This window comes from Promicromonospora citrea (assembly GCF_013004695.1).
GTDB classification, from domain to species: domain Bacteria; phylum Actinomycetota; class Actinomycetes; order Actinomycetales; family Cellulomonadaceae; genus Promicromonospora; species Promicromonospora citrea.
On sequence record NZ_JABEMG010000053.1, the window covers coordinates 17,730 to 29,208 of the forward strand.

The window sequence follows — 11,479 nt, forward strand, 5'->3', positions numbered from 1 at the left end:
GGCGGCCGGCTCAGGCGCGCGAGTGGACGGTCACCACGTAGCCGTCGGGGTCGCGCAGCGAGAGCTGCCGGCCGAACGGACCGTCGAACGGCTCCTGCACGACCGGCACGCCCGCGGCCACGAGGCGCGCGTGCAGGGCCTCGACGTCCGGCGCACGGAACCATACGCCGACCCCGGCGCCCAGGGGCCCCGCGTCGAGGTCGACGCCGGGGAACGGCTCCCGCACCGCGAACGCCGTGCCGCCGGCCGAGAACACCGTCGCGGCGGGGGTGGTGCCCGCCAGGCGCGTCAGGCCGACGACCTCCTCGTAGAAGCGCGCGGATGCCGCGCGGTCCCGCACCTGGAACGAGACGAAGTCCGGTCCGGTCGTCGCCGTGGCTGCTGTGGTCATGGTCGTGCTCCTGCTCTCGTCGTCCAGCATGTGTCAACATGCTGACACTGGACAGGAGCATGTGTCAAACTGTTGACATGAACGACGACGCGCGCACCCCGGCGGAAGAGGTCGGCGTGCTCCTCAAGGAGGCTCAGTCGCTCCTGCACCAGCGCATGGACGAGCGCCTGCGCCCGCTCGGTCTGAGCGTGCCGCAGTACGCCTGTCTCCAGGCCCTGCGCGACTCGCCCGGCATCACCGGGTCCGAGCTCGCGCGGCGGGTGTTCGTGTCCCGGCAGTCGATGAACGTGCTGCTCCAGGGCCTGGCCGGGCGTGGGCTGGTCGAGCGCTCCGAGCAGCCGGGGCCACGCCGCGAGCGGGCGACGGTGCTGACCTCCGCGGCCGCGGGCCTGCTCGACGAGGCCCGCGGCGCGGTCGCCGGCGTGGCGGGCACGATGACCGACGGCCTGCCCGCCGACGACGTCGCCCGCCTGCGGGCGCTGCTGGCCGCGTGCCGTGACGCGCTCGCGGGCGCGCCGTCTACAGCGGACGGCCGCCCGTGACGCCGATGCGGTCGCCGGTGATGTAGCTCGACTCCTGCGACGCGAAGAACACGTACGCGGGGGCCAGCTCCGCGGGCTGGCCCGCGCGGCCCAGCGGCGTGTCGCCGCCGAACTGCTCGACCTTCTCGTCGGGCATGGTCGACGGGATGAGCGGCGTCCAGATCGGCCCGGGCGCCACCGCGTTGACGCGGATGCCCTCGGGCGCGAGCTGCTGCGCCAGCCCCTTGGTGAAGTTGAGGATCGCGGCCTTGGTCGTCGCGTAGTCGAGCAGCTGGGGGCTGGGCTCGAACGCCTGGACCGAGGTCGTGTTGATGATCGAGCCGCCCTCGCGCAGGTGCTCGAGCGCCGCCTGGGTGATCCAGAACAGCGCGTACAGGTTGGTCTTGAGCACGCGGTCGAGCTGCTCGGTGGTGATGCCGCGCAGGCCGTCGTCCTGCGACATCTGGTAGGCGGCGTTGTTGACGAGGACGTCGAGTCCACCGAGGCCGGCCACGGCGTCGGCCACGAGCCGGCGGCAGAACTCCTCGTCGCGGATGTCGCCCGGCAGCAGCACGGCCTTCCGGCCCGCCTTCTCGACCCAGTCCGCCGTCGTGCGGGCGTCCGGCTCCTCCTCGGGGAGGTAGGAGATCGCCACGTCGGCGCCCTCGCGCGCGAACGCGATCGCCACGGCCCGGCCGATGCCGGAGTCGCCGCCCGTGACGAGCGCCCGCTTGCCCGCGAGGCGCCCCGAGCCCTCGTAGGTCTCCTCGCCGTGGTCCGGCTCCTGTGACATCTCGCCCGTGCGGCCCGGCGGCTGCAGGTCGTCGGCGGGCTGCTCCGGGCCCGGGTGCTGGGTGGTGGGGTCCTGCTGCGTGGTCTGGTCCTGCGGTGTGGTCTGGTCGGACATGCGCCACTCCCCTCTCGGCGTCGTGCGGCCCGTCCAGCATCGCGGGGCGAGCAGGCACTCGCACCGGGAAGGCGCACGCCCACGGATCACCCGGCCCGCCGCGCGGCTCCGTCACCTGCCTCGTTGACAGCGGCCCCTCCTGCGCCTACTTTATCGATCCATACTTTATCGATAAAGTTCGCACCGTCAGGGCACTCGAGGAAGAGCAGCTGTGATCGATCGACTACCGGCCGGCCGCGTGCGCGAGCGTCGACTCGCGCACCACGACCCGCGCCGACATCACCGACTCCACGGGGTCGCCGCCGGGCACGCCCGTGTCGTGCGCCTCGACGCGCCGGAGCAGCAGCTCCATGATGCGCTCCGCCATCGTCTCGTTGTCGGGGTCGACCGTCGTCAGCCGCGGCACGAGGTACTCGCCCTCCGCGTCGTTGTCGAAGCCGATCACCTGCACGTCCTGGGGCACGCGCAGCCCGACGTCCGCGAGCGCGCGCAGCGCGCCCATCGCCGCGGCGTCGGTCAGGGCGAAGGCGCCGTCGAACGTGACGCCCGTCCGGTGCAGGCGCATGACGGCCTCGTAGCCGTCCTTGGTGGTGAAGCTCGCCGCGTCGACGACGAGCCGCTCGTCGACCGGGACGCCCGCCGCGGCGTGGGCCGCGCGGTAGCCGCGGGTGCGCAGGGTGGCCATGCTGTCGACGCCGCCGTCCGGCCGTCCGCCGATCAGCGCGATGCGCCGGGCACCGTGCTCGATCAGGTGGGTGGTGGCCAGCGACGCGCCGCCCACGTTGTCCATCATGACGTGGTCGAACTCGCCGGCCAGGCGCCGCTCGCCGAGCAGGACGGCGGGCACCTCGAGATGTGCGCGGCGCAGGTCCTTGATGCCGATCTGGACGGGGCTGAACACCAGGCCGGCGTAGGGCCGCACGCGCTCGGGCGTGACGGCGGCGAGCTCGCCCTCCCTGCTGGCACCGGTGCGCTCGATGATCACGTGGTACCCGCGGGCCAGCGCCAGGGTGTCCAGGCGCGCCGCGAGGTGCGCGTAGTACGGCCCGTCCAGGTGCGGTACCAGCAGGCCGATCGCCCCGCTGCGGCCCGCCCGGAGCTGGCGCGCGGTCGGGTTCACGCGGTAGCCCAGCCGGGCCACCGCCTCGAGCACGCGCGCTCGCGTGTCCTCGCTGGCACCTGGCCGCCCGTTGATGACGTTCGAGACCGTCATCGTCGAGACGCCGGCCTCGTGGGCCACGTCGCTCATCTTCACCACGCCGACCATCATTCCACCCCGCGCGGGCCGGACTCCCCCGGTCCCGTCGGGGCGGCACCCAGGCTCTGATCGAGGAGGATCCGGACCGCCGTGAGACAGCTGCTCTATTCCAAGAGGCTCGCGCCCTATCTGTTCATCCTGCCCTTCCTGGTGACCCTCGCGGTCTTCTGGGTCGTGCCGCTGAGCCGTTCGTTCGTCATGAGCACCCAGGAGGTGCTCTACGGGCAGGGGACCTTCATCGGTCTCGCCAACTACGAGCGCCTCTGGGGCGACCGCATCTTCTGGCAGGCGCTGTTCAACAGCGTCCGCTACATGGTGCTCACGCTCGTGCTGCTCGTCCCGATCCCGCTCGTGCTGGCGGCGCTGGTCAACTCCAGCATCGGCAGCGCCCGGATCAAGGGCTTCTTCAAGGCGTCGATGTTCGTGCCGGCGCTGACGTCCGTCGTCGTCGCGGGCATCGTGTTCCGGCTCATCTTCGCGGAGTCCGACTCCGCGATGATGAACCAGGTGGCCGAGTTCTTCGGGTTCGGCCCGGTGCGCTGGCTTCGCGGCGACATCACCGGCCTGGTCGCGCTGCTCGCCATCGCGCTGTGGCGATGGACCGGCGTCAACATGATGTACTTCCTGGCCGGCATGCAGGCCATCCCCTCGGAGTACTACGAGGCGGCGTCGATCGACGGGGCGGGCAAGGTCCGCCAGTTCTTCCACATCACGCTGCCGAACCTCCGGCCGACGATCGTCTACGTCGTCACCATCAGCGTGTACGGCGGCCTGGCGATGTTCCTGGAGAGCTTCATGCTCTACGCCGGCAACAACTCCCCCAACAACCAGGGCCTGACGGTCGTCGGCTACCTCTACCGCAAGGGCATCGAGGAGAACGACCTGGGCTTCGCGTCCGCCGTCGGCGTGGTGCTGCTGCTGCTGGTCATGGCCATCAACATCTCGTACCTCACCGCCAGCGGCACGTTCAAGAAGGAGGCCGCGTGATGGCCGTGCAGCAGACCACCGCCCGGCCGGCCCCCGGTCGCACCGGCCCGGGCCGTGAGCCCGGCCGGCGCAGCATCGGGCCCACGGCCGCCGGCTGGATCCAGAGCGCCTTCCTCGTCGTCATCGCGCTCATCGCGCTCGTGCCGATCCTCGCGATCTTCGTGGGCACGTTCCAGGACGGCAACGAGCTGATCCGGCGCGGCATGACGTTCGCCGTCGACCCGACGTCGCTCAGCCTGGACAACTACGTGCTCCTGTTCACCGACTCCGGGCCGTACTTCCGGTGGTTCGGCAACACGCTGCTGCTCACCGTCGCCCAGGTGGCGGGCACGCTGCTGGTGAGCGCGTTCGTCGCCTACGGGTTCGCGATGTACGAGTTCCGCACCAAGACGCTGTGGTTCATCGTCGTCCTGCTCGTCATGACGGTGCCGTTCGAGATGCTCATGCTCCCCCTGTACGTGCAGGTCAACGACATGGGGCTGGCCGACACGTACGCGGTGATCGTGCTGCCGTTCCTCGCGGCGCCGGTGACGATCTTCTTCTTCCGGCAGTACTTCCTCGGCATCCCCAAGGAGATCCTCGAGGCCGGGCGGGTCGACGGCGTCAGCGAGTTCGGCATCTTCTTCCGGCTCGTGCTGCCGATCGCCAAGCCCGCGCTCGCCGCCATGGCGATCCTCAACGGGATGATCTGCTGGAACAACTTCCTCTGGCCGCTGCTGGTGCTGCGCAGCCCGGAGAAGTTCACGCTCCCCATCGGCCTGAACACGCTGCTCACGCCGTACGGCAACAACTACGAGCTGCTCATCATCGGGGCGTTCTTCTCGCTCATCCCCGTGCTGATCCTCTTCCTGGCCTTCCAGCGGTTCTTCATCGAGGGAATCACCGCCGGAGCGGTCAAGGGCTGATTTTTCCCACCCCCACAACCACGACACACACGAACGGAGAAAGAGATGACACGGCTACGGACAGCGACGTCCACGCTCGTCGCCGCACTGGCGGTCACGGCGCTCACCGCGTGCGGCGGAGGGCAGTCGCAGGAGCCCTCGGTCAACGCCGACGGCTCGACCACGCTGAACATGTGGACGTTCGCCGACGTCCACGCGGCGTACTACGAGGAGATGGCCGAGAAGTGGAACGAGGCCAACCCCGACCAGGAGATCCAGCTCGAGGTCACGGTCTACCCGTACCAGGACATGCACAACAAGCTGCAGCTGGCCGTGAACTCCGGCGAGGGCCTGCCCGACGTGGTGGACATCGAGGTCAACAAGTTCGCCAACTTCGTCAAGGGTGAGAACCCGCCGCTGATGGACCTCACCGAGGCCGCGGCGCCGTACGTCGACGACGTCGTCCAGGCCCGCCTCGACCTGTACAGCAAGGACGGCACGGTCTACGGGTTCCCGACCCACGTCGGCGCGTTCACCAGCTTCTACAACACCGAGCTGCTCGAGGACGCGGGCATCGACTACACGACCATCAAGACCTGGGACGACTTCAAGGAGGCCGGCGAGAAGTACAACAAGGAGACCGGCAAGGCGTTCGGCGTGGCCAGCACCGGCGTCTTCTTCCTCGAGCCGCTCATCACGGCCCAGCTCGGCGGCCAGTACATCGGCGACGACGGCACCGTGCAGGTGAACAGCCCCGAGGTCGTCGAGACGCTCACGATGCTGCAGGAGATGCAGGACGCGGGCGCCATCTCGACCATCCCCGGCGGCAGCCCCGACTCCGAGGAGGCGTACGGCGCGATCAACGACGGCGACTACGCCGCCATCGTCTACCCGGCCTGGTACACCTCCCGGTTCGTGGACTACATGCCCGACCTCGAGGGCAAGGTCGCGATCGCGCCGGCGCCCGTCGTCGAGGGTGCCGAGGTGCAGACCATCGGCGGCGGCGGCACCGGCGCGGCCGTGCCCGTCGTCTCGCCGAACAAGGAGCTGGCGGCCGACTGGCTGGCGTTCGCCAAGCTCTCGCCCGAGGCGAACGTCGCCGTCTGGGAGGTCCTCGGCTTCGACCCGGTGAACATGGCCGTGTGGGAGGACGAGGAGGTCACCCAGAACCCCGAGAACAAGTTCAACAAGTACTTCCAGACGAACATGTTCGACGTCCTCAACGAGGTCAAGGACGGCATCGGGCACCTCGACTCGTTCACCGACCCGAGCTGGCCGACCGTCGACGACACGTTCCGCACCGTCACCCTCAACGAGATCTACGAGAACGGCACGCCGGCCCAGGAGGCGCTCGACCAGGCGCAGGCCGACCTGCAGAACCAGCTCGGGCAGTAAGTCCCCTGCACGCCCCGTCCCACCATCCCGAGGAGCACATCACCCATGCTGTCCGCATCCGTCACCATCGACCCGGCGTTCGTCGTCGGACCGGTGCGGCCCCGTACGTTCGGCTCGTTCGTCGAGCACCTGGGCCGCTGCGTGTACACGGGCCTGCACGACCCGGAGCACCCGACCGCCGACGCCGACGGGTTCCGCGGCGACGTCGTCGACCTCACGCGCGAGCTGGGGGTGACGACGGTGCGCTACCCCGGGGGCAACTTCGTCTCCGGCTACCGGTGGGAGGACGGGATCGGACCCGTGGACCAGCGGCCGCGCCGGCTCGACCTCGCGTGGCACTCCACCGATCCGAACCTCGTCGGGGTCGATGAGTTCATGCGGTGGTGCGCCAAGGCCGGTGTCGAGCCGATGATGGCCGTCAACCTCGGGACGCGGGGCGTGCAGGAGGCCCTCGACCTGCTCGAGTACACCAACGTGCCCGGCGGCACCGCGTGGAGCGACCGCCGCCGGGCGAACGGCGCCGCCGACCCGTACAAGGTCAAGATGTGGTGCCTCGGCAACGAGATGGACGGCCCCTGGCAGGTCGGCCACAAGACGGCGCACGAGTACGGGCGGCTCGCCGCCGAGACCGCGCGCGCCATGCGCATGATCGACCCGGACCTCGAGCTCGTCGTGTGCGGGTCGTCCGGCTCGCAGATGCCGACGTTCGGCGACTGGGAGCGCGTCGTGCTCAGCGAGTCGTACGAGCACGTCGACCACGTCTCGGCGCACGCCTACTACTGGGAGGAGGACGGCGACCTCGCCTCCTTCCTCGCGTCGTCGGTCGACATGGACCACTTCGTCGACGCCGTCGCCTCGACCGCGGACGCCGTCCGCGCCGCGGGCAAGCACGACAAGCGGATCAACATCTCGTTCGACGAGTGGAACGTCTGGTACCAGAAGCGCGCCGAGTCGCGGCCGCCGTCGGGCGACGACTGGCCGGTGGCACCCGTGCTGCTGGAGGACCGGTACAACGTGGCCGACGCCGTCGTGGTGGGCAACCTGCTCATCTCGCTGCTGCGGCACACCGACCGGGTGCACGCGGCGTCCCTCGCGCAGCTCGTCAACGTGATCGCGCCGATCATGACCGAGCCGGGCGGGCGGGCGTGGCGGCAGACGACGTTCCACCCGTTCGCCCTCACCGCGCGGTACGCCGCCGGCGAGGTGCTGCGGCTGGCCGTCGACGCCCCGGTGCAGGAGACGGCGAAGTTCGGCGACGTGCCGGTGCTCGACGCCGTCGCCACGCACGACCCGGAGACGGGCGGCGTGGTCGTCTTCGCGGTGAACCGGTCGCTCACCGACGACCTGGCGCTCGACCTCGACCTGCGGGGCTTCCCGGGTCTGCGGGTCGCCGAGGCCGTGACCCTGTCCAACCCCGACCACACCTGGTCCGCGACGGCCGACGACGCCACGTCGGTGCTGCCGCAGCCCAACACCACCGCGAAGGTGGCCGACGACCGCGCCCAGGTGACGCTGCCGCCGGTCTCGTGGTCGGTGGTGCGGCTCGAGAAGATCTGACCGCCCTCCCCCGCGCGGATCGCCGGCCTCCAGCCCGTCCAGCCCCAGCGCGACGACGTTCACCGGGTCGTCGAGCGCACCCTCGGGCAGGTCGTACCCGTGGGCCCGGGCGAACTCCCGCATCGGCTCGGTGTCGATCATGCCCGGCACCAGGGCCGTGACCTGCGTGCCCTGCCCGGCCAGCTCCATCCGCGCGGCGTTGGTCAGGCTCCACTGCGCCGCCTTGGCCGCCGCGTAGGCGGAGTTGCCGTCGACCGTCTGCCAGGCCGCGCCCGACAGGACGTTGAGCACCGCGCCGCCCCCGTTGCGGGCGAGCACCGGCGCGAACGCCCGGATCATCGCCAGGGTGCCGAAGTAGCTCGACTCCATCGCGAGCCGGATCGACGCGAGGTCTCCGGTCACGAGGTTGCCGCCGTCCATGAAGGCGGCGTTGTTGACCAGCACGTCGACGTCCCCCGCCGCCGCGGCCGCCGCCTCGACCGAGGCCGCGTCGGTGATGTCCAGCCGGAGCACCTCGGCCCCCGGCACGTCGACGAGCTCCGGCCGGCGCGCCGTGGCGTACACCTTCGCGCCGCGGCGGAGCAGCTCCGTCGCGAAGACCCTGCCCAGGCCCCTGTTGCTCCCGGTGACCAGCGCGGTGGCGCCCTGTAGCTCCATGGTGCTCCCTCTCTAAGATGACCGATCGGTCATGTTGACGGGTGGAACGGTAGGCACAACATGACCGAGCGGTCAACTTGCTAGGCTCGGGGGTGTGAGACCCGCCGCCACCCCCGCCGACCCGGCCGCCGCCGTCGTGACGCCCGAGACCAGCCCGCCCGGAACCGTCCTGCCCGACGGCGGACGCCCCCTGCGCGCGGACGCCGCGCGCAACCGCGAGGCGGTGCTCACCGCGGCCGAGGAGGAGTTCGCCGCGCGCGGGCTCGAGGCGTCGATCTCCGCGATCGCGCGGCGCGCCGGCATCGCCAAGGGCACGGTGTTCCGCCACTTCGCGACCAAGGAGGACCTCGCCACGGCCATCGCGGCGCGGCACGCCCGCGAGCTGACGGCGATCGCCCGGCGCCTGCGCGGGTCCACGGACCCCGAGGCGGCGCTCCTGGAGTTCCTCACGGAGGCAGCGGGCAGGCTCCAGCGCCGCCGGGTGGCCGTGCTCATGACCGTGCCGGCGCCCGGCTCCGAGCTCGACCGCCTGCAGCGCGAGGTGCACGACGCGGTGGTCCCGCTCGTCGACGAGGCGCGGGCGGCCGGCGTCCTGCGCGAGGACGTCACCGGCACGGACGTCTTCCTGCTCATGTGCGCGCCCGTCCACACCGTCGACGCGCTGGCCGACCCACCGCCCGAGCTCTGGCGCCGCTACGTCGGCGTCGTCTTCGACGGCCTGCGGCCGGCCGGTGCGAGCCCGCTGGCGCACCCTGCGCCCACCTGGCGGTGACGCGGCGGTGACCGGCCGGCCGCCCGCGGAGCTCGTCGCACGCTCCGGATCCGCCGAGGCACCCGTCGAGCTGGCGGGCAGCCTCTGGCTCCCCGACGGCGATGCCGCCGCCCTCCTGGTCATGCACCCCGGGTCCGGGCCGTCCGACCGGGACAACGACGTGTTCTTCCCGCCGATCCGGGCGGCGCTCCTGCGGGCCGGCGTCGCCGTCGCGTCCTTCGACAAGCGCGGCGTCGGCCGCTCCACCGGGTCCTGGCAGGAGGTGGGGATCGAGGAGCAGGCCGCCGACCTCGGCGCCGCGCTCGAGGCGGCCGCCGCCCGGGTGCCCGACGTCCCGGCCGGCATCTTCGGGCACAGCCAGGGCGGCTGGGTCGCGCTCGAGGCGTCCCGCCGCGGGAGCCCGGCACCGGCGTTCGTCGTCACCAGCTCCGGCCCGGCGGTCCCCGTGCTGGAGCAGGAGCGCAGCTCGGCGCGCAGCGCGGTCGCCGCCCTGCCCGCGGCGGACCGGGAGGCTGCGTACGCCACGGCCGACGCGGTGCTCACGCTGGCCGAGGACGGCGCCCCGTTCGCCGACCTCGTCGCCTGGGTCGCCGCCCATCCGGCCGGGACGCGAACCCTCGCCCGCGCCTGGGGCGACGCCGCCGAGATCACCGAGGAGGAGTGGACCCACCTCGTGCGCCTCGGGCGGTACGACCCGGTGCCGGCGCTGCGCGGCCTGGCCGTGCCGCTGCTGGCCGTCTTCGGCGAGGCGGACACCGTGACGCCCGTCGCCGCGAGCGTGGCCGTCCTGCGCCGCGAGGTGGTGCCCCGCCTGCTCACCACCGTGGTGCTGCCCGGCGGCGACCACCGCATGGGAGCCACCGCGGGGGGCGCGTTCGTGCCCGGCTACCCCGACGTCGTCGTCGCGTTCGCCCTCGACGCCGCGGCACGCCGGGCCCGCTGACCCTCAGCCCTCGCGCCGGCCCTCCAGCCGGCCCGCCGCACGGGCCGCCTGCTCGCGCATCGTCGCGGTCGTCAGCTGCACCCAGCGCGCGACGACCTGCAGCTCCTCCGGCGTGAACTGCGCCGTCACGCGGCCCATCGCCGTGCCCATCTCGGCCAGCGCCGCCCGCACCTCGGGCGGCGGCGACGCGGTCGCCTCGATGACGAGCCGACGGCGATCGGTCGCGTGCCGCGTGCGCCGGACCTGACCGGCCTGTTCGAGGCGGTCCACCAGGCCGGTCACCGCACCGGCCGTCAGCCCGGTCCGGTCGGCGAGCTCGCGCGCCGACACCGGCCCGTCCCGCCGGACGATCCCGAGCGCCTTGTGGTCGGCCGCCGAGAGTCCCGACAGCGCGCCCAGCGCCTCGTGGAACATCACGACGGCATCGCTGAGCTCGCTGCCGAGCCGCGCGCCCGGGTCCGAGGTCGTTGACACGTCACCATTGTGCACCGCACCATATAGTTTAGTTCACTCAACCATTCATCTGACCGTAGGAAGTGCGCCGATGAGCACCACGACCACCCGGCCGCCGGCCTGGGCCGAGGCCACGTCGATCCTGGGCGAGGCCTGGCGCTTCTTCGTCCGCCACCTTCCCGTCGTGCTCGCTCTCGGCGTGCTCGCCTCGGCGCAGCGGTTCCTGTCCGTCGGCGGTCTGGCCCCGTGGGCGGGCGGCGCGGCGGGCGAGATCTTCACCGGCGCCGTGCGGGTCGTGTTCGTCGTGTGGGTGGTGCGTCGCCTCGCCCGGACGCACGGGATCGACTGGTCCCGTGCGGGCGAGCGGTGGTCGGCGTGGTTCACGCGGCACGGCAGCGCCGTCCTGGCGAGCCTGGTGTACCTGGCCGCGCTGCTGCTCGTCGCCAAGGTGGTGCCCGACGCGCTCGCCGGCCGGGTCGGCGGCGTCGACCGGCCGACGTACCTGGCCGCGGAGCTGGCGATCAAGAACGTCACCGTCATCCCGTTCACGATGATCTGGATGACGCTCCTGACCGTGGTCCGGCCGGTCGCCGAGGGGGGCGACCGGGAGGACTGATCCCCTAGCTGCAATGCCGGGAAGTTAGGGCGTTGAGGTTGGTGTCAAGATCTCGCGGTCGGTCGTGAGAGTTACCTGTATCGGGTAGGTCTTGTGGTCGATCGCGGGGCCGCGGGCGTTGTACTTGCTGATCGCGCG

The 11,479-nt window shown here is 71.7% G+C and carries 12 protein-coding genes and 1 pseudogene; 8 read left to right on the forward strand and 5 right to left on the reverse strand.

Translation table 11 applies throughout. The features are described 5' to 3' along the window. Nucleotides 1–10: 10 nt before the first annotated feature. A complete protein-coding gene (locus tag HLB15_RS11900) occupies nt 11–391 on the reverse strand; it encodes a VOC family protein (protein WP_171105896.1) in 381 nt (126 codons plus the stop codon). A gap of 77 nt (nt 392–468) precedes the next feature. On the opposite strand from HLB15_RS11900, the gene HLB15_RS23775 reads away from it, so the two are divergent. Next, complete coding sequence (locus HLB15_RS23775; protein WP_229785575.1) at nt 469–933, forward strand: MarR family winged helix-turn-helix transcriptional regulator; 465 nt, start codon at nt 469–471, stop codon at nt 931–933. On the opposite strand, the gene HLB15_RS11910 is transcribed toward HLB15_RS23775, so the two are convergent. Both HLB15_RS11910 and HLB15_RS11915 read right to left on the reverse strand, forming a co-directional pair. Next, nucleotides 911–1,819 (reverse strand): SDR family oxidoreductase, encoded by a 909-nt coding sequence (locus tag HLB15_RS11910; protein WP_171105898.1) that lies wholly within the window; start codon nt 1,817–1,819, stop codon nt 911–913. The genes HLB15_RS23775 and HLB15_RS11910 overlap by 23 nt on opposite strands. A 223-nt stretch (nt 1,820–2,042) precedes the next feature. After that, nucleotides 2,043–3,068, reverse strand: coding sequence for a LacI family DNA-binding transcriptional regulator (locus tag HLB15_RS11915; protein ID WP_229785578.1), 1,026 nt, complete (start codon nt 3,066–3,068; stop codon nt 2,043–2,045). A gap of 99 nt (nt 3,069–3,167) precedes the next feature. Here HLB15_RS11915 and HLB15_RS11920 point away from each other — a divergent pair, with 99 nt between their 5' ends. From HLB15_RS11920 to arfA, 4 genes are read left to right on the forward strand one after another with little or no spacing between them, the layout of a single operon-like run. Further along, nucleotides 3,168–4,064, forward strand: a complete 897-nt coding sequence (locus tag HLB15_RS11920; protein WP_171105902.1) for a carbohydrate ABC transporter permease — start codon at nt 3,168–3,170, stop codon at nt 4,062–4,064. Next, nucleotides 4,064–4,969: a carbohydrate ABC transporter permease gene (locus tag HLB15_RS11925; protein WP_229785576.1), complete on the forward strand. Its 906-nt coding sequence runs from the start codon at nt 4,064–4,066 to the stop codon at nt 4,967–4,969. The genes HLB15_RS11920 and HLB15_RS11925 overlap by 1 nt, the downstream gene beginning before the upstream one ends. A 45-nt stretch (nt 4,970–5,014) precedes the next feature. Next, complete coding sequence (locus HLB15_RS11930) at nt 5,015–6,343, forward strand: ABC transporter substrate-binding protein (RefSeq protein ID WP_171105904.1); 1,329 nt, start codon at nt 5,015–5,017, stop codon at nt 6,341–6,343. A gap of 45 nt (nt 6,344–6,388) precedes the next feature. Continuing rightward, complete coding sequence (gene arfA, locus HLB15_RS11935; protein WP_171105906.1) at nt 6,389–7,900, forward strand: arabinosylfuranosidase ArfA; 1,512 nt, start codon at nt 6,389–6,391, stop codon at nt 7,898–7,900. A 120-nt stretch (nt 7,901–8,020) separates the two neighbouring features. Here the strand turns inward: arfA and HLB15_RS11940 are convergent. After that, a pseudogene (locus HLB15_RS11940) lies at nt 8,021–8,557 on the reverse strand (SDR family NAD(P)-dependent oxidoreductase); the annotation flags it as partial. 94 nt (nt 8,558–8,651) lie between these two features. On the opposite strand from HLB15_RS11940, the gene HLB15_RS11945 reads away from it, so the two are divergent. Then, nucleotides 8,652–9,329, forward strand: a complete 678-nt coding sequence (locus tag HLB15_RS11945) for a TetR/AcrR family transcriptional regulator (RefSeq protein ID WP_212759787.1) — start codon at nt 8,652–8,654, stop codon at nt 9,327–9,329. Nucleotides 9,330–9,336: 7 nt separating this feature from the next. Next, entirely contained in the window at nt 9,337–10,272 is a 936-nt protein-coding gene (locus HLB15_RS11950) for an alpha/beta hydrolase family protein (RefSeq protein ID WP_171105909.1), read from the forward strand. 3 nt (nt 10,273–10,275) lie between these two features. On the opposite strand, the gene HLB15_RS11955 is transcribed toward HLB15_RS11950, so the two are convergent. Further along, nucleotides 10,276–10,746 carry a MarR family winged helix-turn-helix transcriptional regulator gene (locus tag HLB15_RS11955; protein ID WP_171105910.1) on the reverse strand — a complete coding sequence of 157 codons (471 nt, stop codon included), beginning with the start codon at nt 10,744–10,746 and terminating at the stop codon, nt 10,276–10,278. A 70-nt stretch (nt 10,747–10,816) separates the two neighbouring features. Here HLB15_RS11955 and HLB15_RS11960 point away from each other — a divergent pair, with 70 nt between their 5' ends. Further along, nucleotides 10,817–11,341, forward strand: coding sequence for a hypothetical protein (locus HLB15_RS11960; protein WP_171105912.1), 525 nt, complete (start codon nt 10,817–10,819; stop codon nt 11,339–11,341). The last annotated feature ends 138 nt before the right edge of the window (nt 11,342–11,479 follow it).

Bases quoted from the DNA above. Each gene is read 5' to 3' on its own strand.
- HLB15_RS11900 (WP_171105896.1), bottom strand. From the start codon at position 391: ATGACCACAGCAGCCACGGCGACGACCGGACCGGACTTCGTCTCGTTC.
- HLB15_RS11915 (WP_229785578.1), bottom strand. From the start codon at position 3,068: ATGAGCGACGTGGCCCACGAGGCCGGCGTCTCGACGATGACGGTCTCG.
- HLB15_RS11910 (WP_171105898.1), bottom strand. From the start codon at position 1,819: ATGTCCGACCAGACCACACCGCAGGACCAGACCACGCAGCAGGACCCC.
- arfA (WP_171105906.1), top strand. From the start codon at position 6,389: ATGCTGTCCGCATCCGTCACCATCGACCCGGCGTTCGTCGTCGGACCG.
- HLB15_RS11930 (WP_171105904.1), top strand. From the start codon at position 5,015: ATGACACGGCTACGGACAGCGACGTCCACGCTCGTCGCCGCACTGGCG.
- HLB15_RS11925 (WP_229785576.1), top strand. From the start codon at position 4,064: ATGGCCGTGCAGCAGACCACCGCCCGGCCGGCCCCCGGTCGCACCGGC.
- HLB15_RS11960 (WP_171105912.1), top strand. From the start codon at position 10,817: ATGAGCACCACGACCACCCGGCCGCCGGCCTGGGCCGAGGCCACGTCG.
- HLB15_RS23775 (WP_229785575.1), top strand. From the start codon at position 469: ATGAACGACGACGCGCGCACCCCGGCGGAAGAGGTCGGCGTGCTCCTC.